General features: G+C 27.5%; 29 protein-coding genes. 18 read left to right on the top strand and 11 right to left on the bottom strand.

What is annotated here, in order from left to right; translation table 11 throughout:
- Positions 1 to 125: 125 nt before the first annotated feature.
- Together KQI30_RS07030 and KQI30_RS07025 are read left to right on the top strand one after the other, a co-directional pair.
- Positions 126 to 875, top strand: a complete 750-nt coding sequence (locus KQI30_RS07030) for a DUF1189 domain-containing protein (RefSeq protein ID WP_216462582.1) — start codon at positions 126 to 128, stop codon at positions 873 to 875.
- Positions 876 to 942: 67 nt separating this feature from the next.
- Positions 943 to 1,788: a DUF1189 domain-containing protein gene (locus KQI30_RS07025; RefSeq protein ID WP_216462581.1), complete on the top strand. Its 846-nt coding sequence runs from the start codon at positions 943 to 945 to the stop codon at positions 1,786 to 1,788.
- A 25-nt stretch (positions 1,789 to 1,813) separates the two neighbouring features.
- On the opposite strand, the gene KQI30_RS07020 is transcribed toward KQI30_RS07025, so the two are convergent.
- The 6 genes from KQI30_RS07020 to KQI30_RS06995 all read right to left on the bottom strand — a co-directional run bounded on the left by KQI30_RS07020 (position 1,814) and on the right by KQI30_RS06995 (position 5,611).
- Positions 1,814 to 2,353 carry a permease gene (locus KQI30_RS07020; RefSeq protein WP_253287423.1) on the bottom strand — a complete coding sequence of 180 codons (540 nt, stop codon included), beginning with the start codon at positions 2,351 to 2,353 and terminating at the stop codon, positions 1,814 to 1,816.
- Complete coding sequence (locus KQI30_RS07015) at positions 2,350 to 2,835, bottom strand: permease (protein ID WP_216462580.1); 486 nt, start codon at positions 2,833 to 2,835, stop codon at positions 2,350 to 2,352. The genes KQI30_RS07020 and KQI30_RS07015 overlap by 4 nt, the downstream gene beginning before the upstream one ends.
- A gap of 204 nt (positions 2,836 to 3,039) precedes the next feature.
- Entirely contained in the window at positions 3,040 to 3,555 is a 516-nt protein-coding gene (locus tag KQI30_RS07010; RefSeq protein ID WP_216462577.1) for a hypothetical protein, read from the bottom strand.
- A gap of 22 nt (positions 3,556 to 3,577) precedes the next feature.
- Entirely contained in the window at positions 3,578 to 4,195 is a 618-nt protein-coding gene (locus KQI30_RS07005; RefSeq protein ID WP_216462576.1) for a J domain-containing protein, read from the bottom strand.
- Entirely contained in the window at positions 4,176 to 5,063 is an 888-nt protein-coding gene (locus KQI30_RS07000) for a DUF5685 family protein (protein WP_216462575.1), read from the bottom strand. Before KQI30_RS07000 ends, KQI30_RS07005 begins: the two co-directional genes overlap by 20 nt.
- Entirely contained in the window at positions 5,063 to 5,611 is a 549-nt protein-coding gene (locus tag KQI30_RS06995; RefSeq protein WP_216462574.1) for a class IV adenylate cyclase, read from the bottom strand. The genes KQI30_RS07000 and KQI30_RS06995 overlap by 1 nt, the downstream gene beginning before the upstream one ends.
- A gap of 153 nt (positions 5,612 to 5,764) precedes the next feature.
- On the opposite strand from KQI30_RS06995, the gene KQI30_RS06990 reads away from it, so the two are divergent.
- Both KQI30_RS06990 and KQI30_RS06985 read left to right on the top strand, forming a co-directional pair.
- Complete coding sequence (locus KQI30_RS06990) at positions 5,765 to 6,796, top strand: nucleoid-associated protein (RefSeq protein ID WP_216462573.1); 1,032 nt, start codon at positions 5,765 to 5,767, stop codon at positions 6,794 to 6,796.
- Positions 6,797 to 6,834: 38 nt separating this feature from the next.
- Positions 6,835 to 8,301 carry a leucyl aminopeptidase gene (locus tag KQI30_RS06985; RefSeq protein ID WP_216462572.1) on the top strand — a complete coding sequence of 489 codons (1,467 nt, stop codon included), beginning with the start codon at positions 6,835 to 6,837 and terminating at the stop codon, positions 8,299 to 8,301.
- A gap of 533 nt (positions 8,302 to 8,834) precedes the next feature.
- Here KQI30_RS06985 and KQI30_RS06980 read toward each other — a convergent pair.
- From KQI30_RS06980 to KQI30_RS06970, 3 genes are all read right to left on the bottom strand, one after another.
- Positions 8,835 to 9,944 carry a tetratricopeptide repeat protein gene (locus tag KQI30_RS06980; protein WP_216462571.1) on the bottom strand — a complete coding sequence of 370 codons (1,110 nt, stop codon included), beginning with the start codon at positions 9,942 to 9,944 and terminating at the stop codon, positions 8,835 to 8,837.
- 93 nt (positions 9,945 to 10,037) lie between these two features.
- On the bottom strand, positions 10,038 to 10,418 hold the full coding sequence (locus KQI30_RS06975; protein ID WP_216462570.1) for a DUF4363 family protein: 381 nt from the start codon (positions 10,416 to 10,418) through the stop codon (positions 10,038 to 10,040).
- Positions 10,418 to 11,101: a DUF421 domain-containing protein gene (locus tag KQI30_RS06970; RefSeq protein WP_216462568.1), complete on the bottom strand. Its 684-nt coding sequence runs from the start codon at positions 11,099 to 11,101 to the stop codon at positions 10,418 to 10,420. Before KQI30_RS06970 ends, KQI30_RS06975 begins: the two co-directional genes overlap by 1 nt.
- A 108-nt stretch (positions 11,102 to 11,209) precedes the next feature.
- Here KQI30_RS06970 and KQI30_RS06965 point away from each other — a divergent pair, with 108 nt between their 5' ends.
- The 3 genes from KQI30_RS06965 to KQI30_RS06955 all read left to right on the top strand — a co-directional run bounded on the left by KQI30_RS06965 (position 11,210) and on the right by KQI30_RS06955 (position 13,536).
- Entirely contained in the window at positions 11,210 to 12,676 is a 1,467-nt protein-coding gene (locus tag KQI30_RS06965; protein WP_253287422.1) for a nucleoside kinase, read from the top strand.
- Between the two features lie 60 nt (positions 12,677 to 12,736).
- Positions 12,737 to 12,892: a hypothetical protein gene (locus KQI30_RS06960; RefSeq protein WP_216462566.1), complete on the top strand. Its 156-nt coding sequence runs from the start codon at positions 12,737 to 12,739 to the stop codon at positions 12,890 to 12,892.
- 101 nt (positions 12,893 to 12,993) lie between these two features.
- A complete protein-coding gene (locus KQI30_RS06955; RefSeq protein WP_216462565.1) occupies positions 12,994 to 13,536 on the top strand; it encodes a manganese efflux pump MntP in 543 nt (180 codons plus the stop codon).
- 32 nt (positions 13,537 to 13,568) lie between these two features.
- Here KQI30_RS06955 and KQI30_RS17320 read toward each other — a convergent pair whose 3' ends face one another.
- Complete coding sequence (locus tag KQI30_RS17320; RefSeq protein WP_294343745.1) at positions 13,569 to 13,691, bottom strand: hypothetical protein; 123 nt, start codon at positions 13,689 to 13,691, stop codon at positions 13,569 to 13,571.
- Between the two features lie 145 nt (positions 13,692 to 13,836).
- On the opposite strand from KQI30_RS17320, the gene sdaAB reads away from it, so the two are divergent.
- From sdaAB to KQI30_RS06930, 5 genes are all read left to right on the top strand, one after another.
- Complete coding sequence (gene sdaAB, locus KQI30_RS06950; protein ID WP_216462564.1) at positions 13,837 to 14,514, top strand: L-serine ammonia-lyase, iron-sulfur-dependent subunit beta; 678 nt, start codon at positions 13,837 to 13,839, stop codon at positions 14,512 to 14,514.
- A gap of 5 nt (positions 14,515 to 14,519) precedes the next feature.
- Positions 14,520 to 15,395 (top strand): L-serine ammonia-lyase, iron-sulfur-dependent, subunit alpha, encoded by an 876-nt coding sequence (gene sdaAA, locus KQI30_RS06945; RefSeq protein ID WP_216462563.1) that lies wholly within the window; start codon positions 14,520 to 14,522, stop codon positions 15,393 to 15,395.
- Between the two features lie 187 nt (positions 15,396 to 15,582).
- Complete coding sequence (locus KQI30_RS06940; protein WP_216462562.1) at positions 15,583 to 16,122, top strand: rubrerythrin family protein; 540 nt, start codon at positions 15,583 to 15,585, stop codon at positions 16,120 to 16,122.
- Between the two features lie 10 nt (positions 16,123 to 16,132).
- Entirely contained in the window at positions 16,133 to 16,804 is a 672-nt protein-coding gene (locus KQI30_RS06935; RefSeq protein WP_216462561.1) for a hypothetical protein, read from the top strand.
- A 73-nt stretch (positions 16,805 to 16,877) separates the two neighbouring features.
- Positions 16,878 to 17,363, top strand: coding sequence for a hypothetical protein (locus KQI30_RS06930; RefSeq protein WP_216462560.1), 486 nt, complete (start codon positions 16,878 to 16,880; stop codon positions 17,361 to 17,363).
- A gap of 40 nt (positions 17,364 to 17,403) precedes the next feature.
- On the opposite strand, the gene pssA is transcribed toward KQI30_RS06930, so the two are convergent.
- Positions 17,404 to 17,931 (bottom strand): CDP-diacylglycerol--serine O-phosphatidyltransferase, encoded by a 528-nt coding sequence (pssA, locus tag KQI30_RS06925; RefSeq protein WP_216462558.1) that lies wholly within the window; start codon positions 17,929 to 17,931, stop codon positions 17,404 to 17,406.
- 212 nt (positions 17,932 to 18,143) lie between these two features.
- Between pssA and KQI30_RS06920 the strand changes: the two genes are divergently transcribed.
- The 6 genes from KQI30_RS06920 (at position 18,144) to KQI30_RS06895 (ending at position 22,393) form a co-directional block, all read left to right on the top strand.
- Entirely contained in the window at positions 18,144 to 19,028 is an 885-nt protein-coding gene (locus tag KQI30_RS06920; protein ID WP_216462557.1) for a YegS/Rv2252/BmrU family lipid kinase, read from the top strand.
- 63 nt (positions 19,029 to 19,091) lie between these two features.
- Complete coding sequence (locus KQI30_RS06915; protein ID WP_216462556.1) at positions 19,092 to 19,739, top strand: hypothetical protein; 648 nt, start codon at positions 19,092 to 19,094, stop codon at positions 19,737 to 19,739.
- 115 nt (positions 19,740 to 19,854) lie between these two features.
- A complete protein-coding gene (locus KQI30_RS06910; RefSeq protein WP_216462555.1) occupies positions 19,855 to 19,992 on the top strand; it encodes a J domain-containing protein in 138 nt (45 codons plus the stop codon).
- A 54-nt stretch (positions 19,993 to 20,046) separates the two neighbouring features.
- Complete coding sequence (locus tag KQI30_RS06905) at positions 20,047 to 20,319, top strand: hypothetical protein (RefSeq protein ID WP_216462554.1); 273 nt, start codon at positions 20,047 to 20,049, stop codon at positions 20,317 to 20,319.
- A 56-nt stretch (positions 20,320 to 20,375) separates the two neighbouring features.
- Entirely contained in the window at positions 20,376 to 20,528 is a 153-nt protein-coding gene (locus tag KQI30_RS06900) for a hypothetical protein (RefSeq protein WP_216462553.1), read from the top strand.
- Positions 20,529 to 20,548: 20 nt separating this feature from the next.
- Complete coding sequence (locus KQI30_RS06895) at positions 20,549 to 22,393, top strand: tetratricopeptide repeat protein (protein ID WP_216462552.1); 1,845 nt, start codon at positions 20,549 to 20,551, stop codon at positions 22,391 to 22,393.
- The last annotated feature ends 305 nt before the right edge of the window (positions 22,394 to 22,698 follow it).

The raw sequence follows: 22,698 nt of genomic DNA, 5'->3' as shown, positions 1-22,698 counted from the left end.
ACATTTAGGAGTAATTCTATACAGTCTATATAATTTCCAGTAATCTTTAGCATATTGTAGTGAATTTTATTACTGGAAATACATATTAAATTCACTACAAAATTAATTATACGAGGAGTAAAATAATGTTTTTACTAAAAGGGTTTTTAGCTTCAACTTTTAAACCAGAAGAATATAGACAAGTAAGAAAAAAAGGTATGCAATATGGTTTTTTGTATCTATTTATTGTTATATTAATATTCACAGCAATTACTAGTGTACCGGTTATGATTTCAATGCAAAAAACATTTAACAAAATAACAAATGAAGTAATTCCTCCATTTGAAGTAGCAAATGGTGAAGTAGAGCTTAAAAATGGTGAAGATTTTTATGAAAAAGAGTTAGAAGGCTCTGTATTTATGGTGGATTTAAATGCAGAAAATGATAATACAGATCAGTTTAATAAATATATAAGTGGTATATTAATCAGTAAAAATAAGATTTATATAAAAACACCAAATGATAGTGTGAGTTTTAATATAGATAAGAAATTTAGTATAGATGATAAGGAACTTAAAAAGTTTATGCCTATTATGAAGATAGGGATGATATTAGCATTCTTTTTTATTATAATAGTAAATTTTATAAGTTATTTATGGGTTGCGCTTATAGTTGCATTAGTAGGAAATATAGCAAAATCTATAATGAGAGTGAATTTGTCATTTAAAGAATTATTTAATATGTCACTGTATTCTTTAACTACGCCACTATTGGTTCTATTAATAATGAATTTTGTGTATCCATTATCATCAGATGCTAGTACATTTATTATTATGGTATTAGGTGCAATAACAATTATAAGAGGAATAAAATCAATAAAGTCTAATATAAATTAGTAAGAATAAACTATTTGGTTTATTATAGCAAATATTATAATAAAGTAGAACACTGGAGGAGAAGAGGATGAGTTTTTTTAAGTATTTTGCAATAGCAATAGCAAAGCCAAAGCAATACCATAAGTTTATGAAAGTTAGTTTAAAGAAAGCAATGTTATATTTACTATTAGTAATTACATTAGCTACAATACCAACTATTATATATAGTTATAAAAATTCTAAGGATATGTATCCAAAATTAAAAGAAGTACATGAAATACTAAAAAATGATGTTCCAGATTTTGAATTTAAGGATGAAAAAGTAAATATTAAAGATAAAACTAACATAGACAAAGAAGTTAATGGTATAAGACTTATAGTGAATAAAGATAAAGATTATAGCACTGAAGAAATTAAAAATATGAAATCAGTGGTACTATTAGATAAAAATAAATTAATTATTGAAATTGATGGTAAGATGACAGGAGTAATAGCAAACAACTTCAAAGACAAAAATACATTAACAAAAGAAACATATATTGCTTCCTTTGAAAAGTCACTTTTAAATCCATATAAAAATGCATCAAAAATGGGAATACAAATTATAGCGATAGAATTTACAGCGAATTATATTCAATTTTTTATTTTAACAGCTATTGTAGCAGCATTATGTATATTTACAACTAAGAGTTTATTTATAAAGATGGAATATAAGGAATTGTTTAAATTAGCTTCTTTTGCTATGACAACTTCAGTAATTTTAGATTTAGTATTAAAATTTGTTCCAATATCTAATGGAATGTTTAAATTGCTGATAATAGTAATGTCAGGTTTAATTTACATGTGGTTTGGATTAAAACATATAAAATTAAATGGATATGCTGAAGAAATTCCATACAAAGAAGAACCAAAGAGAGTAAAACCTAAATTATAATAGAAAAGTCTCAAGATAACGAAAGTTATTTTGAGGCTTTTTCATATACTTCAGTTAAAGATTTTTTATCCATAAAGTAATTAACAATATACCCCATTAATATAACACCGGGAATATCAATAATAAGTCTTGCTATTGTAAATTTATATCCTAAAGATGAAAATTCAAATAGTAGTGTAGATATTTTTATAACACACCAAGTGTTCATGAAAATAATCACATTGCTAAATTTTGCACCTTTTTTTAGTAGTACTGTGGTAAAGGGAAATGCGGCATACATAGGTCCTGCGGCAATTGAAGCAATAAGCATTGATAATAATATCCCGATAAGCCCAGAGTTATTCCCCATATATTTAATAAGTTTTCTTCTTGGAATCCATACATCGATAAGACCTAATAAAATCATAATAGGAGGTAGTACAGAAATCATTTGTATAAAGCTATCAGAAGCACTAATGATACTGCTGTATCCTATTTTTTTATTAAATAGGGATATAAAAATAAGTAATAATAGAGAGAAAATAAAAAACTTATATCTATTAACGATTTTTATAAAAGTGGTCATAAGAACATAATTACCTTTCTAATTAAAATTGCTACAATAAGAGAGAAGATAAAAGCAATAAAATTTCTAAGAATAGCAGCTTTTTTTCCAATATATTGAGATTCTAGTGATATAGTCATTATGCCTACTAATGTTAGAGTAGATACTAGAGCTGCTACTTGAGGATATCCAGCATTACTTTGAAGTAACATATTTCCTGTTGAAAAAGCAACAAAAGTTGGCATAAGTACAATTGAACCTAGTATTGCTGAAAGTAGTACACCAAAAAAGCCTGAACTATTACCAATTAATTTTGAAATAGTTGACGGTTCAATAATTGCAAGAATTATTCCTACAATGATGATGATACCTAAAAATTGTGGCATTATTTTTTCAAAAGAGATAATAGATGTTTTCATTGCAGTAAGAGTTTTTTTCTTGTCTTTTAGAAAAGAAATTATAAGTAATATTAGTGATAATGTATATAAAATAATCGCTGTCATAATATATCAACCAAGAAAATTATTATGTTATTATATTATGAATGAGTATGAGAGTGTGTGAATAAAAAAAGGGATTGTCGCACAAAGTAGTAAGATCAGCGAGACTTGTGCCTTGTGCCATCTAACCTGTGACCTAATCTGTGTCATAATAAAAGAAGGTATCGCAAGCAACTTTTCATTTGTTAATGCGACACCTCTCTTAACTTAAAATTTTAACTTTTTCAAATACTTATCATTTAGTTCTTGTATTAATAGTGAAATAACAAAGTCAGATATTAGAAATACTATATTGGCACCGATAACTAATACTGTCATTGGTAATTTAAATTTAAGTGTAGTTATATCAATAATAAATTTACTTATTATAAAGTATATAAGTGTAAGTGCTATATTAAAATATATAATTTTTAATGGAATCTCTAGATAGAGATTTTTAAGCTTTTCTATAAGTAACTTAAAAAATCCATAAGTACCAAAAAGAATTATATAAGAAATAACACTACCTCTTAATCCGATTAATAAAACACCAAGAATAGATGTGGATATGTATATTATTAAGGCAGTTTTAATATTAGTCCATATTATTGATATTGGTATTATTAACGCTAGTATAACTAATACTGCTATTTTATTAGTAGGTAGTAATGAAGAAATATATAAAGCTATAACAGATAAAGCAGTAAGGATACCACCTTTTGTTATATTAGACACATTTTTCATATAATGACCTCCTATTAAGAGATTAACAACAAGAAATTAAGTCGCCACCGAAGCATTCACAACAGCAATCAGAGCATAGTAAACATTGGCACATATCACAGGCTGAGCACCCTTGATTATTGTAAGTGTTATAATTTCTATATTGTTGATTTTGTCTATTCATAGAGTTTAACATTGAAGAATATTCTCTGTTATAAGGATCCATTGAGCAAGCTGTTCTAAAGTAATTGTAAGCACTATCGTACCAATTACGTCTAGCGTGCACCATCCCCATTAGAAAGTTCCATTCAGCGTTTCTATTTTGAATGCTATTTAGCATTGCTTCAGCTTGTGCTATATTTCCATTTTGAATAGCAAATCTAACTTGAGTAAATTCATTATTGTTGTTATTTGTATAAGTATTATTAGAATTACTACTGTTATAGTTAGTATTACTATAGTTATTGTAACTATTATTTGACTTTATTTTATCATAAGCTTCATTAACTTCTTGAAGCTTTTCTTCAGCTAGTTTTCTTAGAGGATTATCTCCGTATTGATCTGGATGATATTCTTTTATCAATTTTCTATATGCTTTATCGATTTCTTCTTTAGAGGAATTAGGAGATACTCCTAATACTTCATATGGATTCTTTGCCACTAGTTCCACACTCCTTACAATTATCTTTATTAAGTATTTTATCCATTTTCATCATTAAACCTAGGCTAAGAATATTTTTAATAATTTCCTTATTCTTTTTTAGATTTATATTATCAAGTTCGTTAAATGATATTCTGCCACAAGTTGTAAGATTGAATTCGATTCGTTCTAAAATAGAAGTTCTAAATTCTTGATATGGAAGATTTTCTTTATTTAATATATCGTTTAATGGATTAAACTTGTTTTTTTGCATATCCTTTTCTAAGTCATCAATGGCATCTATTAAATATATCCATTTACCTAAATTATAACCTAAATTATAAAGATTTTCATCGTTTGAATTGTAAACAGATATTAAATATCCAGTTAAATGCGCAAAAGGATGAGAAATCTCATCTATAGAATGAGCAATGCCGCCTTTTTCAAGTTTTGATAAATCCTTAAGACTATTTTCTATTTCTAATAGAATTTTGTCAGAGTCCTTAGGAAATTTCTTGAAGTATCCTTTAAGTACAAAAGATAAAAAGGATGAGGTAATTGATTTATCATCTTGTTTATCATCTACAAGTTTAAAATAAGTTAGTGCAACATTGCAAAATGCTGCATAGGATAAAGCTTTGTTATCATATACATAAGGTTTCTTTTTATATGGATGGACAAAGCAACGTTCTAATTTTACTGATGTATTATTGTCCTCTATAGAATCTAATAAGATTGCTAGGAATGTCATGTCATAACTAAGAGACATTCTTGGCAATTGTCCAAAGTTTTTCTTTATACTTTTACACACACCGCAGTAATAAGCTTTAAATAGTTCATATTCTTTAACTTTAAGTTCCATCTTATTAGGTAAAACATATCCAAACATTAAATTCCTTTTGTAACTCCTTCATTATCTAATATTTCATATATAGTTTTGGAAGTAGTGTCTTCCATAGTATATCCAAGAAGAGTAACAACTTCTTTTAGTTCTTCTTCGTTATTTGTTTCTATTTCTAGATAAGGAAAAGGACAGAAAGATTCATCATTTATATCTATTTCAATTAATGTATTTTTATATTTATAGCTTTCTCTATATTTTTTGATAGATTCTACTAGGGTTAATCCAAGAGAGGTAAAGATATTCTTTCCAGTTTCACTATCGGAAATTATTACTTCATTTTCATCCATAACTTTGTATGGTGTTTGTGATATAAGTTTTTTTGTAGTCATGTAATTTATAGTTTCATTATTAAGTAAATCTTCAATTATTCTTATTCTTGCATAACCTTTTTTACTTAGTAGTCTTTTATCTTCAAAATCGTATATATTATTGATCTGATTCTCTTTTTTTACTAATTCTAAGTTATGTGTTTTGGCTATAGATCTTATATTATATACATCTATTTTAATTATTCTAGTCTCCATTTCTTGCATGTTTAGCACCTCATTTTTTTATTATATATTTACTATACTACATTACTTCAACTTAATAAGCAATTCCAAGAAAATTTATGTATAGGTATTTGTTTTTTTCTTGTAGTGTTATATTATTAATATGTTATTTTAATGTAAAAGGAGGACTGTTCCTTGGATTATATAAATGAAATTCATTTAAAAGAGGCTATTGTACATATATTAGATCAAAATTCAAATGAACCAATTCTTACAGAATATCCCCTTATTTTAACAGAAGATATAGATGAATATTTAACAAAACATTTAACTAAATCTCTAAAGGATGAAGAGTTAAAGTATGGATATTTTAAGGATGGAAGAATAATTGTAAATGAGGCATCATTAGAATATTTTAATGGAAATATGAATTTTATAGATATGTCAAAAGAATTGGCTAGAAAGTTTTTTGCTGTAATGAAGGGTAATGGAACAATAGGATCATGTGATTTACTTATTGTTAGTTTTCTTACAGATTTAGGACCGATGATAGGTATTTTGAAATTAGATTATATAAAAAATTATGCTCATGTTGTAGATTTTGTTAATGACAAAATCGGTATAAAAATAGTAGAGCAATATTCTGGGCTTCCAGCTGCATCACAAAAATTACAAAAGTGTGCTTTTGTTAAAAGTGAGAGAGATACTAGTGATCTTCTTGTTATAGATAAAATAAATAAGAAGGAAGATCAAGAAGGTTATGCAAGCAACTACTTTATTGAAAATTATTTAGAGTGTACTCTAGAAAAGACAAATAGAGATAAAACAAAGGATTTTATAACAAATGCAGAAAAGTGGACTCAAAAAGCTTTTAAAGAAAATGCAGAAAGTGCCAATGAAGTAAGAAATACAATTAAGAGAAAACTTCGTGAAGAAGATTCTATAAATATAGAAAATTTAGCTACTGAAATGTTCCAAGATAATGAAGAAGCAAAAGAAAGTTTTAATACATACTTACTTGAAAAAGGTGTTAAGGATACTATAGATCTTGATAAGAATTATGTTGAAAAAAGATTAAAGAGAGTAAGGCTTAAAATAGATAAAGACATAGACATTTATTTAAGTGAAGAAGCTTATAATGATAATAGGAGATTTGAAATTATACCAAATGGAGATGGATCTGTTAATATGGTTATAAAGAATGTTATAAGTTATATCGAAAAATAAATTACACATACTACTAAGGAGTAAAGGAGGAGTCTTAAATGAATATTAATATTAAAGATGTAGATTTATCTGCTGTTGAAGCAATGGTAGTACCTATATATTCCAATAAATCAAATGATTGTGAATATGTTGAGAAAGTAAGAAAATCTGCTAAGCTTAAGGGGAAAGAAGGGGAGATATTTTATTTTACTAAAGAAGAAAGTGAATTAAAATATGGAATTCTTGTTGGACTTGGAGAATATGAAAAAGCTACGGCAGAAACATTAAGAAATTCTGTAGCAAAAGCTATAAAAAAAGCAAAGGAATTAAAAATTTCTACTTTAGGAATTAAGTTTATAGGAGCTAAGAACATTTGTGTTGGAGGTACTATAAAAGCTATTGTAGAAGGTAGTAGACTTGCATTATATACTTTTGATAAATACAAGGGTAAAAAAGAAGCCTATGATATAGATATATATATTTCTGGAGTACCAGAAGAAAAGAGAATAAAGGCAACTGAAAGATTAAAAGAAGCTAATAATATAGTAGATGGGGTAATTATAGCTAGGAATTTAGTAAATGAACCAGCTAATGTAATATATCCAGAAACTTTAGCTAATGCTGTTGTAGCTATCGGAGAAGAAAGTGGATTTGAAGTAGAAGTATTTGATGAAGAAAAGATAAAATCTTTTGGTATGGATGCTTTTTTAACTGTAGGCATGGGTTCAGATAAAAAGCCAAGACTTATAGTAATGAGATATTTTGGTGATAGTAGTAATAATGAGGTTATTGGACTAGTAGGTAAAGGGTTAACTTATGATACTGGTGGATATTCTCTTAAACCAAATGAGTCAATGAAAGATATGAAAAGTGATATGGGAGGAGCTGCATCAGTTATAGGTACTATTGCGGCACTTGCAAAAAATAAAGTTAAGAAGAATGTTATTGCAGTAGTAGCTGCTTGTGAAAACGCAATCTCAGGTGGTAGTTATAAACCAGGAGATATAATAAATTCAATGGCTGGTAAAACAATTGAAGTGCTTAATACAGATGCAGAAGGAAGACTTACATTAGCTGATGCTGTAACATATATAATAAGAAATGAAAAAGTAACAAAAGTAATAGATGTAGCAACACTTACAGGAGCAGCACTTGTAGCTCTTGGAGAAACAACAACAGCAGTAGTTTCAAATAATGATGAATTTTATGATAACCTAGTAAAAGCTTCAGAAAAAACAGGTGAACATTTCTGGAGATTACCAGGCTATGATGAGTATAAAAAAATGATAAAATCAGATATTGCAGATCTTAAAAATGTTGGAGGTAGACTTGCAGGAACTATAACAGCAGGACTATTTGTTGGTGAATTTGTTGAAGATAAACCATGGTTACATTTAGATATTGCAGGAACAGCATGGACATCTACTCCAATTTCAGAATACGTGGTAAAAGGTGCAACAGGAGCACCAGTTAGAACCTTATATTATTTAGTTAAAGGACCATGTGGTTGTGGAAGTCATAAATAAAAAGCTAGTTTTATAAAGGTATGAAATAAAAAAGAGGCTGTCGCACAAAGAAGCTAGAGATCAAGAGTGCGGCAGTTTTTTATAAAATAGGATATCAAGGCACAAGTATGAAGGCACAAGTTACAGGTATATATCATTGCACAGTTATGGATGAAATTCCCTTTGAGGAAATTTCTGAAATTTTAAGTGATACAATTTTGTGTTATAGTATAGGCTAGTTTTTTTAAGATATTGGTGTTTCAGATATAACTGTTACGGGGGGCTAATGAAGGTTGCACCTTCATGTAGCTTAGACTATGAATCTATGATTTATAAAAAACAACACTTAAGAATAATAGTTTTATATACGCACTCGACATATCTATAAACATAATTGTACCTTTCGCCGCCCTAAAGACTATAATATTTTCCCCACAGGGGAAAATTAACCTTACTTGTGCCCTGTGCCATCTAACCTGTGATCTAATAAAAGGAGATATCGCTAACAATTTTTTATGTTAATGCGACACCTCCTTTTATCTCCTTATTTTCTATTATGGATTTACATATTTGTTAGTAGTTTTGTTAAATCCATCCCATTGAACATTTAATTTTATATCACCATGTCCGATAGTTTTTAGTTTAAATTCAAATGGGTTATCTCCATCTATTTTCTCAACAACAGTTTCATCGAAAGTAATTACAGGGTTTGAAAATTCGTATTTTTCTAAAGTCCCATTATTTAAGATATATTGATTTTTTAAAGAAGATAAATCCATGGTTTTTTTAGTATTACTTGATTGTTTATTTGAGGTTTTTATATTTTTGTTAGATATACCTTGAATTTTTACTTTTAACTCATCATCAACTCTTACCTTAGTTGTAGGGATACCCACAACTTCAATATCATCTATACATAGAACTTTTGAAGATGCTTCTATAAGACCTTCTGAGACTTTAATAGTAGCTTCAGATAATCCGGTAAATCCAAAAGTAGCGGATCCTTTAGATACTTTAAAATCTTTTATGTTATCTCCAGAAACTTCAATTTTTTCATCTAAATTAGAGATAATATTATTGCTTTTATCTGTAAGGTATAAAGTGAATGTAGCCTTTTCATTAGATTTATATATATATTTATTACTTACAATAGTAACGTTAAAATATTTATCAAATAAATCTTTATACATAGAATCTTTTGTATCATTATATTTAGATACAAGTAAGTCATAAACTTCCATAGTTTTGTTTTGTTTAAATTTAAGATCGATTAAAGCATTTAAATACTCTTCACCATTACTTAAAGAAGTACTTTCATTGAGTAAAGCTTCTGCTTCAGAATATTTTTCAAGTTTAATATAAGTTCTTGTAAGTCCCATAATTATATCAGGATTATTACGATCTTCTTTTAAAACGTCTTTATATTTTTCTAAAGCAAGATCATATTTTTTATCTTCATAATATCTAGATGCTAATAAAAGATCTAGTTGAAAGTTTGTAGTGTTTCTAGCTGATATGTATATATATATTGTAAAGCCAACTAAAAAGATAATAACAGAACCTAAAATTAGTGGTTTATAATTTTTTTCTTGTTTTCTTTTACTAAAACTACTGTTTAATGTACTATACTTATTTGTTTTGTTTCGTCTACTTCTATATAGCAAAATCTCACTTCCTTGTCCTAGGGTATATTATTTGGGCATTAAAAATGTAACCTTTCATAATTATATCATAGCTGTGAGATTATTTAGAGATTATTATAAAATATTCTCAAATCTTATTTTTTCTAAGTTAATTATTTTATTAAAGTTATAGTATATTGACCCTAATGTAGCTACAGATTCTCCACGTTCATGTATTTCTATATATTCTTTTAATCTATAGATTTCATTAGTAACATTATCTAAATCATTGTGATTTATAAAAATGGCAATTAATTTTGATTCTTTTATCCAGTGTTCAAAAAGAGTATCAAATTCAACAGAAGCTTCTTCCCACATATCATTTTCTACATAGCTTTTGATTGAATCTATATGTTCCACTAGATGATCATTAGTTTTTATTAGAAAAGAGGTGCTAAATAGTATAGCACATATCATAATTATAAATAGTGATAGAGAAAAAAATAAGTTTTTCATTATTTGCCTCCATTATCTTTCTTTTGAAAATAAGTTTTGCCTTCAGAATTTATGATACCTATAAAGACATCTTTACAAGAATAAATAGATTTTCTAGCTAGTTCATTTTTTAACCAAGTAATATCTTTATTTATGCTTTCCAAATTTTTATATCTAACTTTACCATCAGATATTAAAGTAAGCGGCAAAATGTCTTGTTGAACTTTTATATTTAAATCTTTTTTTGTTACAGGAGTCAATTTTGTTTTAGGGATAACAGATAACTTACCAGATGTTTCCAAAATAGCATATTCAATATCTTCTAAGTTGTAGTAACCACCTAAACGCAACTCTTCAAGTAAATCGTCTAGATTTAGTTTTTGCTTTTTCATTTCATTTATATCTATAGAACCATTCTTCACAAGTAAGCTTGGCTTACCGCATAACAATGTTCGTGCTTTATCAAATTTCATTTGTATAACAGATAAAATAACTTGTAGTAGAATTAATGTTATGATAGGGCATATACTATGAACTAAAGGAATTTTAGTATCTGAAATAGGTATTGATGCAAGTTCAGATATTATTATTGTAATTACTAGTTCATAAGGTTGAAGTTCACCGATTTGGCGTTTTCCCATGATTCTCATAGTTATTATAATTATAATAAATAATATAAAAGTTCGAATTAATAAAGTAAACATAGCTCACCTCAAATAAAAGTTTATTATTAGTTTTTCCACATATAATAAAATTATTAGGTTATTTTATATAAAAGATTATGTAAATATTTATAAAGTATGGGGGTATTTATGAATATGCAAGAGTATGGAAATTGTGTTAGATCATTAATAATGATTTTAGTTAAGGCAACTAATGATGTTTTTGCAGAAAGCAGAGTGGTACTAGAGCATTCTATCGGGGACGGTATTTTTGGAGAAATCTATAAAAAGACGCCTCTTACGAAAGAAGATATTGTGTTAATCAAAAATAGAATGGAAGAAATAATAAAATCTGATTATAGGTTTATTAAAAAGAAAATGAAAAAAAGTGAAGCAGAGAATTTCTTTAAAGGTAAAGCTTTGGAAGATAAAACAAAGTTATTAAAGTATGTAAAAAAAGAAGAAGTATCGCTATATAGCTTAGAAGGATATTTTGATTACTTTTTTGGCGATATGATTAAGTCTACTGGAGAAATAAAAAATTTTGATATTATTTACTATAATCCAGGTTTTATATTATTACCACCTAGAGGAATTAATACTAAGGAATTAGGAATATTTAAGGAACAAAAGAACTTATTTAAAATATTTTATGAAAGTGAAAGGTGGGGGAATATCTTAGGAGTTGGTAATGTTGGCGATTTAAATGAAAAAATTGATAGTGGAGAAATAACTGATATCATAAGGATAAATGAGGCTTTGCATGAAAAGAAAATAGCATATATAGCAGACTCAATTCATCAAGATAAAAATATTAAAGTTGTTTTGATTGCTGGACCATCATCTTCAGGAAAAACTACTTTTTGCAATAGGTTATCTATACAACTTAGAGTAAATGGAATAATTCCGGTACCAATATCATTAGATAATTATTTTGTTCATAGAGATAAAACTCCATTAGATGAGAATGGAGATCTTGATTTTGAATCTATATATGCATTAGATTTGCAGTTATTTAATGATGATTTAAATAAGTTATTAGAAGGTAAGGAAGTTAATTTACCTATATTTGATTTTAAAACAGGAATGAGAAAAATAGATTCAAAAAGTATAAAACTCCCTGAGAATGGTGTTTTATTAATTGAGGGAATTCATGGATTAAATGATTTATTGACTAGTTCTATAGATAAAAAGTATAAATATAAAATATATTTATCAGCGTTAACACAATTAAATCTTGATAATCATAATAGAATTTCTACTTCTGATGTTAGGATAATAAGGAGAATTGTAAGAGATTCATTATCAAGAGGATATGATGGAGAATCCACACTAAAAATGTGGAATTCTATAAAGAGAGGAGAAAAGAAGAATATTTTTATATTTCAGGAGGAAGCTGATGCAACATTTAATTCAACTTTGGTATATGAATTATGTGTTTTGAAAAAATATGCAATAAAGGAATTGAAGAAGATTCCAGAGAGTTCTGTAGTATATAATGATGCTAAAAGATTAATAGATTTATTAGATATTTTTAATGAAATTAACAGCAAAAATATTCCTGAGAATTCTATAATAAGGGAATTTATTGGCGGTAGTTGCTTTTATGAATATTAATAATTGATTTGAATAAATTCCTTTACTATAAAAGATACTATATAGTAGGGAGGGATATAAATGAGTAAGGATAGTCAAATTGATAATAAAAGAGCTAGAATGGAGAAATGTAATTTTCAAACTCCATTGACTAGTGAAGAAGCTAAAAATAGTAATAGAACTATGAAAAAGCATTCAATAAAAAGAGAGGGATTTCAAAGTGATCATATAAACTAAAGAATTTGTAGTGATAATTTTATAATGTATAGGTGTTAGTAAACACCTATTTTTTTTTATTTCATATAGTAAGAATGAGAAATAATTTAGTGGAGACGGATATGCTTATATCGACAATGATTTTAGCCATAGCTGCAAGTTCAGATTCTATAGTTTTAGGTATAAATATTGGCGTGAAAAATGAGAAAATGTCAATATTTTCAATTTTATTATTATCACTTATTCCTTCACTAGGAACATTGATTTCAATGTGCTTTGGAGGAATATTAAAAGATTTTATACCTCTAAATATAGCTGTTATATTAGGAGGAGTGTTTTTAATCATATTAGGATTAAAATCTTTAAAGGAAATATTAAAAAATGAAGTAACAGAATTGAAGATTCCAGAAAAAGTGATTTCTAAAGATATTTTGATGTTGGGATTAGCTTTAGCAGTAAATAATATTACATTAGGACTAGGGGGGAGTATAGCAGGGTATAATCCGATTTGGACTAGCGTTTTTTCACTAATATTTAGTTTTTTATTTATATATATTGGAATGTTCATAGCATTGAAATTAAATAACTATAATTTATCAGAGGTATCAGAAGTTATAGGTGCAATTCTTGTTATAATACTTGGAATAGGATCAATTTTATTTTGAAGGAGCCTTTTAGTGGCTCCTTATGTACATAATTATTTACAGTTCTTTTTTGAGTTTTTAGAAGTTGAGCAATTTGATAAATCATTTGTCATATCCATATCAGAACCAGCTTCTAGACTTTTGTTTTGATTTTTTTTCTTTTTTGATTTTCCCACAAAATCACCTCCAATCTTTCTTTTGTAAATAGGATGGCATAAAGAAATAAATTTTATACGCAAATAAATAAAATGTTTGACAAACTTTATAAAGGAATATAAATTAATTTATATAATTATAAATTACTAAGGATAAGGTGGAATTATGAAAAATTATAGTGCGTTTGATATTTTAGGGCCGATAATGATAGGACCATCATCTTCTCATACTGCAGGGGCGGCTAGATTAGGAAAGATAGCATCGACAATAGCAGCTGGAGACATAGTAGAAGTTAGGTTTATGTTACACGGATCTTTTGCTAAGACTTATAAGGGACATGGCACAGATAAGGCTTTGGTGGCAGGAATTTTAGGATTTGATCCTTGGGATGAAGAAATTAAGGAGTCTTTCGAAATAGCAAGGGCTAGAAATATAAAATTTTCTTTTGAAGAAGTAGTGATGGAAGGAGCTCATCCTAATACTGTTAAATTTATAATTAAGAAAGTTGATAATTCCATAAGTACAATAACAGGATCATCTATAGGCGGAGGAAATGTTATTGTAACTGAAATAAATGGTATGGATATAGAATTTACAGGGGAATATCCTACATTGATTATCAATCATAAGGACAAGCCTGGTATGATATCAAAAGTAAGTACTGTTATATCTAATGATAATATAAATATTGCATTCCTGAAGGTTTATAGAAGTAAAAAAGGTAAAAGTGCATCAATGATTTTTGAAATGGATAATACTATACCAGAAACTATAGTAGAAGAAATAAAAGAAATAAATGATATAGAATCTGTTACAATTATTAACCCAATTAAGGAAGGATAAGAAGTATGTTTGTAAATACAGGAGAAGAGCTTATAGAAGTTTGTAAAAACCAAGGAAAAAGAATTTGGCAATATACAGTAGATATTGAATCTAAAGAGACGGGATTAAGTAAAGAGGAAATATTTAAGAAGATGGATAGAGTTCTATGCACAATGAGACAGGCTGTTGAAAAAGGAATGAAAGAAGGAGTAGAGTCTGTTTCAGGAATTATAGGTAATGATTCGCCAACACTATATAAATATTCTAAAGGGAAAGAAACTATATGTGGGGAATTTATCGTTGAAGCTATGGCAAAAGCCCTTGGTACATCTGAGGTAAATGCGGCTATGGGAAGAATAGTTGCATCTCCAACAGCAGGATCTTGTGGAGTACTACCAGCAGTAATATTAAGTGTAGGAGAAAAGTTTAATTTTACTGATGAACAATTAATACAAGGATTATTTACAGCATCAGGAGTGGGAATATTAATTGCGAAGAATGCTACATTATCTGGTGCAGAAGGTGGATGTCAAGCAGAAGTTGGTTCTGCATCGGCTATGGCAGCAGCGGCAGTTGTAGAACTTATGGGTGGAGATGTGGAAACAGCATTAAGTGCCAGTGCTACAGTAATTAAAAACTTTTTAGGGCTAGTGTGTGATCCAGTAGCAGGATTAGTAGAAGTGCCTTGTGCTAAAAGAAATGTAGCGGGTACAGTTATAGCATTATCTATGGCTGATATGGCATTAAGTGGAATAGTATCGAAAATACCATTTGATGATACTGTAAAAGCTATGTATGAAGTGGGGAAAATGTTACCATGTTCACTTAGAGAAACAGCTTTAGGTGGGGTTGCTGTAACTAAAACAGGAATTGAATTAAAAGAAAAAGTATTTGGTGAATAGATATAGAAACTGTCGCAATACGATTTGAGTTCGTAAGCGGCAGTTTTTTTAATTAATTTATATGAAGAAATAACGTATAGTGACCAGAAATGTGAATTGAATATATGGTGTTAGTTTCTTATTTTGTAACAAATAAAAGGACATAGAATAATTTAATAATGTATAAATATAATGTTGGAGGAAAAATATGAAACTAATGGGTAGTAAGACAGAAAAAAACTTGCTTAGAACATTTGCCGGTGAATCAAGGGCAAGAACTATGTATAGTCTATATGGAGAAAAGGCAAAGAAGGAAGGGCTATACTACATTTCAAAGGTTTTTCAAATAACATCAGATAATGAATTAGCTCATGCAAGAGAAGCTTTTAATGATTATCTAAGGATGAATGGATGCACAATAGAGAATCTATTATCAGCAGTGGCAGGAGAAAAGGCAGAAAATGAAGAGATATATAAACAATTTGAAGATGATGCTAGAGCTGAAGGATTTACTGAAATCGCAGACTTTTATAAAGAACTGAGAGAAGTTGAAGCAGAACATGCTAGAAGATATGAGGCATTGGCTAAGAAGCTAGAAGATAAGACTTTGTATAAAAGTAATACAGAAATAAAATGGCAATGTATGAATTGTGGATATATATATATAGGTACAGAAGCACCAGAAAGATGTCCGTTATGTCATTATCCACAAGGTTATTATAAAAGATTTTGTGAAGATTATAAGTAGAGGTGTAGATATGTATTTGAATTATCCTGAAAATTATATTCAACTATGCAAAAAAAATGTTTATAGAAATATAGATGCTGAGGAATTAGTGGAGATTGAAGAGGATGAAGTAGATGATGAGATAGAAGAATTTGATGATGAAACTAGATTGTATGATGATAATATGGAAGACAATGAGGAATATGATAGCGATGATTATATCAATGATGAAGAGTACATTAGTGATGATTTCGATGATGAGTTTATGGAAAGAGGTTGCGTAGATGTAAAATGCATTTGTAAAAAGATGCATAAAGAAATTAAGGGCATGAGTGAAGATATAATGGATGACATGAAGAGTTTAAAATCTAAAATGATGAAAGAAAAAGCTTCACTTACAAAAATGATGAAAGAACTTATGGTTATGCAAAAAGAATTGATGGTTATGCTAGGTAACGATGTAAAAAAAGATTGTGAAAAAGAAGAAGTTAAAAAAACAAGTTGTAGTGAAAAGATTGCAGAAAAAAAGAGTTGTGAGAAACCTGTTGTAGTAAAAAAAGAAGATTGTATAAAACCAGTTAAGTTAAAAGCAGAAGGATGCGCTAAAAAAGAATTTAAAGATATTGATGAAGAATATATTCTTAAATGTGAAAGCAAAAGAGGAGAAAGAAGGAGCCATTCTAAAAATAGAAAAAGTAAATAAATTGTATCCCTGAGTAATTTAACTCAGGGTTCTTAATATAATTAAATATAAGCAGGTTTTAAGGAGAGTTTAAATGGATGGAGCGCCAGAGAATAGATGTTCAGAAGATTACTTTTTAACTCTTAGTAGAACAATTGATCTTATGGCAAGACTAGTAGATTCATATAGAATTTTGATAGGTACTGCTAGTCAACTTAATACTATAGGACTTGCAGAAAAAAAAGAGATTAAAGAGGCATTAAGACTTGCTAATAATATAACATGTATATTGGATGATTATATAGAAGCTATAGATAGTTGTGGAAGAGGATACTTATCTTACTTCTGCTTTAAGATGCAAATACTACAAAGTATAGCAGAAGCTCAGGTAATCTGCCAAGCAAAGGGATGTATAAAAAATATAGAACAATGTCTTAGTGAAGGAAACTATTGTGAGCATTGCAATAAGGTAGCAGCGCAATTAAATAATTTGCATCCATCAAGAGGCAAAGATATGAAAAACAAAGATGGAAAAATAGAAGGCAAAAAAAATGATGATAAAGGGAATAATAAAAAATAAATCAGTACAACTTTTTATTTATAAGTTGTACTGATTTATTTTATACTTTTGTTAGTTTAACTTTAGAAATCATTAAGTAACTAAAAAGTAAGTATATGATTGTTGAAATGATAAAAGATATTTTTGATGTTTCTATTTTTGCAATTAAAATTATTAAACTATATAATGCAACAACACAGCCAGCAATAGTTATTGGTACACCAGTAAATACACCATCAAAAGTTGAAATATTATAGCGAGCAAGTCTATATGCTCCAGCTATAGGAAATAAAATAATTAAAATATAACCTATGATTCCTAAGTGTTCATATTGATTTAAAATGTATAATAACATTGCAGGAGCGACACCAAAAGATACTAAATCAGCTAAAGAATCAAGTTCTTTACCAATTTCAGAAGAAACGTTAAGAAATCTCGCAATTCTTCCATCATATCTATCAATAAGAGCTGCTAATAATATAAAAATACATGCAGCTTCAAGTTTACCTTCAAATAGCATTAATAACGAAAATACTCCACATGCTAAGTTTGAAAAAGTAAACATGTTTGGAATTAAGCTTTTAGACATAATATACACTCCTAAACTTAAATTTGACTAATAAATAATTAGTTAATGTAATTATATACTAAAGTGAGGAATTTTTTAAGAGGTAAGAGAAAAAATAAGATTATATTAATATTATCTTAAGAAATAAATAAGTTGATTGAAAAATATTACTTTAAAAATTTTGGACTATACAGTATAATTTTAATATGTAATATTAGGTAGGAGAGTTGACGATGAAGAAGGTAAAATTTATATACAATCCATATTCAGGAGAAAAATCTATAATAAACAAAGTAGATAAAGTAATAAAAGTTCACCAAAAACACGGATATTCTATAATACCATATAGAATAGAATTAGATAATGGATTAGAAAAGGCATTTGAGGATATAAATGAAGGCTTTGAATATGTATTAGTTGCAGGTGGAGATGGGACTATAGACAAAGCTGTTAATTACATGAAACATAATAATATAGATATTCCACTAGCTGTTTTACCAGTAGGAACAGCTAATGATTTTGCAAAATTATTAGGAATTCCAAGAAGTGTAGAAAAAGCTTGTGAGCAAATAGTAACTTCAGAGGTGCAAGAAATTGATTTAGGTAAAGTAAATGATGATTATTTTATAAATGTGGCCTCAACAGGACTTTTTACAGATGTTTCGCATAAAACAGATATAAACTTAAAAAACACTATGGGTAAGTTAGCTTATTACATAAAAGGTGTTGAAGAAGTATCTAACCTTAGAAAAATACCAGTGAAAATAACTAGTGAAGAGATGAATATTGAAGAGGACATGTATCTTTTATTAGTATTTAATGGGCAAACAGCTGGTAATTTTAAATTAGCATATAATGCAAAAATAAATGATGGATTACTAGATGTAATACTAGTTAAGGCAGCAAGTATACCTCAAACCCTTACATTATTTATTCAAATTCTTAGGGAAGATCATTTAGATAAAGGAAATAATATAATTCATTTCCAAACAAAATCTTTAGAAGTTTTTTGTGATGAAGAATTATCAACAGATATAGATGGTGAATTAGGTCCATCATTCCCATTAAAAATTTCTTGTGAACGTAATGGATTAAAAATGAAAGGTATAAAATTATAAAATATAAGAATAAAATAAATAATTAATTAATAATTATAAGTAATAGAAATTAAGGAGGAATTTATGATTTACCTATATTTTATTTCTCTATTACTTATAATTTTTTTATCTTTTTATATATTTTCCATAAGAAAAAATTGTCCTAAAAGTATTAAAGGAATAGTTACTATTGCTACAATTATGATTATACTAAGAATGGCAACATTGATGTTAACATTTATAAAGAAATCTATTTCATATATGGTATATTTCAAGTATACATATTATTTAAATTTTATTTATATACCAATAATAATATCAATAGTATTTTTTATTTTATGGAGAAATTCAAAGTTAAAATCATCTTGCTTAGTAATAGTATTAATTATATCAGCAATGTTGTATTTGATTATATTATTATTAAATAAGCCTATTGTTGAAATTTTTACTGATTATAAAATGGGATATGTAATAAATTTTGCTATTCCCATAACTGAGTTTTATTATGGATTTGTAAATGTTATAGCCTTCGCTTTCATAATGAAATTTTTATTATATGCAAAGGATACAAATGGTGTTCTTATTGTTGTAGCAGCATCATTATTATCATTAGCAGAGGTAGCGCTTATTTTAGGTTTTGGTTCATATATGCCACAACCACTTATGGGTGAGGCGATTTGGGTGGTAGCTTTAGAACGGTGTGTGGAATCATTTCAAGGAAATAAAAAGTAAGAGTTAAAAAACTATCTTAGGTTGAAAGAAACTTAAGATAGTTTTTTTGTTTATTGGAGGTAAATACAATTAGTAGTATAATATATACAATTATGCAAAATGGAGAATGTTTATTATGGAATGTTGGGGTATATTAGGTATAAGTAAAACTAATAATAAGTCAAAAATTAAAATAGCATATATAGAGAAGTTAAAACAAAATCATCCAGAAGAAAATCCGGAAGGATTTAAAAGAGTTAGAAAAGCATATTAGGATGCATTAAAAAGTGTTGTTAAAGTATAGATGGATACACAAGAGAAAAGTTCAATGAAAGAAAATTCCATAGAAGAATGGTTAGATAAAGTTAAAAAATTATATAGCAATTTTATTTTTAGAGTTAATGTTGATAAGTGGAAAGAGTTATTTGATGATGATATTTGTTTTCAAATAGATAGTAGAGATGAGGCTGGTGAAAAATTATTAATTTTTCTTATGGAAAACTACTATATTCCTTATGATGTATGGAAACTTATTGATGAATATTTTTATATATGTGATAATGAACAGCAACTAAAAAAAGTTTTGATAATAGGTTTATAGATTTTGTAATTTATAATATAAATAATAAAGGAAGTTTAGATTATAATTACTTTTCGTTGGAGTTAAATAAAAATTATGATTTATGGATTTCGTTATATTATCAGTTAAAACAACAAATATATAATTTTGATGAGGTAGAAGATAATAATGAAGAAATAGAAAGAAATATAGATAAGATAGAGAAGTTAGGTATTATAATCCATGCTTAAATATATTGTTAATACAATATATGATTAAGGTTAATAAAATTGATAGAATACGAATTTTATTAGAGGGTATAGGAGAGGACTATAAATGGAACTTAGAAGGACTGTTTTGGAAAGCAGAAGGATGTAAAAAGATTAATGATTTTAATACAGCAAAAAATCTTTATGAAACAATACTAAAGGAAAACTATCGTTATAATGATGCTTTGTTAGGATTAGCTCAATGTTTAAAAGAAGAAGGGGAAATAGAAATAGCATTAGGATATTTTTATGAGCTACAGCCTATTTATTCAAAAAGGGATTGCATTAATAAATGTATAGAAGAGCTAGAAGCTCAATTAATTAACTATTACGAATATAACATAGACATATTAGATATAAAGTCAAAATTTAAATTAGCAAGGCTGTATATATCTAAAAATGATTTATCCAAAGCATTAGATTTATTAAATGAAATTGAATTAATAGATAAAAATACTATACAACAATATTATGAGATAATAGAAAGTATAGAAGAGAAATTAGGCAATTTAGAATCTTCATTAGATTATTTTAATAGAGTATCAAGTAATAGCAATATTATAATGAATAAAGTAAGAATACTTATTAAAATGAAAAAGTATGAAGAAGCATTGAGGATTATAAATGAGATTATGTTATTTGAAAGTTATGATGATGAATGTTATTTTTGGAGTGCAGAAGCAAATTTCAATCTAAAAAATTATGCAGAAGCTATAAAAAATAATAAAGAATCATCAACTTTATATAGTATAAGAGCTGAGGTATATACAAAGCTAAAAATGAAAGAAGAGGCTATTAATGATTATAACTATGCAATAAATATGTGTCCAGAAGAGGATTCTTTATATATAAAAAAAGCAGAATCGTGCAAAAAATTTCAACTTTATGATGAGGCAATTGAATGTTATGAAAAGGCTATCGAGATAAATTATGAAATTGACAAGAATTATTATGAGTTAGGATATTTATATATAGATACAAATAGATATGATGATGCAATAAATTGTTTTTTGAAGTTCTTAAACTTTAATAAAGATCGCCCTGAGATTTATGGTGAGATATATACATTGCAAATTAAAATTATGAGATATAAAGATGCTATAGAAACATTAAATGTAGCAATAGATAATGGTGTAGGTCTTCTAGAATTATATAAAAAAAGGGCAGAGGTTTATGAATATTTAGGTGATTTTAATAAATCATTTTTAGATTATAAAAAGGTTCTAGAATTATACTATAAAAAGATTAATACAGCATCTCCGAAATGGAGATTATATAATGATATAGCAATTATATATATGAAAATAAATAAATTCGATGATGCAATAAGGCTATTTAATAAATCTATAGAAATGTATAGTGATAATGCTACTGCTTATAGGAATTTAGGAGATATATATTATTCAAATGGAAATTACGAAAGAGCTTTAGGAAATTATCAGTTAGAATCAACAATATACAACTCATATCATTTATTGCTTAAGATAGCAAAGTGCTATATTAAGTTAGGTAGGAGAGGAGAAGGAAGAAACATATTGAGTCAAATCATTTATTTTACTTTAAAGCAAGAAAACCTCAATGAAGAAGATTCGGAGTTTTATAATGATATAGGACAATGTTATTTTTATTTAGATAAGAATATTAAAGCAATAAAATATTTTAAAAAAGCGCTTGTAGGAAAGAAATGTTCACGGTGTAAATTTTCACAATGTTATAAAGGATATTTGTATTTAGGTATGGTATATGAGAAGAAATGTAATAAGGAGAAAGCATTAGAATATTACAACATTGCATCATCGATAAATGGATGTAAAGTTTGTAGTATGGCAATAAAAAGGATAACATAAAAAGAAAACTAATTTCAGTTTATTTTGAAAGGAGGTGTCGCAGTAACAAATAAAAAGTTGTTAGTGATACCTCCTTTTATTATGGCAGAAAACAGGGCACAGGTTAGATGGCACAGGGCACAAGTAAGGTTAATTTTCCCTAAAGGGAAAATATTTTAGTCCTGCGGACGGCTAAAGTTACAATTGTATTTAATGCATAACCTGTGCCTTGTGCATTCATACTTGTGCCCCGACTTCTATTTTGCTGAAAAAACTGCCGTACTTTGATTTTACTTTTTGTGCGACAACCCCTTTTTATTAATTAG

The sequence above is a fragment of the Clostridium bornimense genome, assembly GCF_018917145.1.
Classification (GTDB): domain Bacteria; phylum Bacillota; class Clostridia; order Clostridiales; family Clostridiaceae; genus Clostridium_AN; species Clostridium_AN bornimense_A.
The sequence above is the reverse complement of the archived record's forward strand: the minus strand, read 5'-3'. Positions and strand labels throughout refer to the sequence as shown.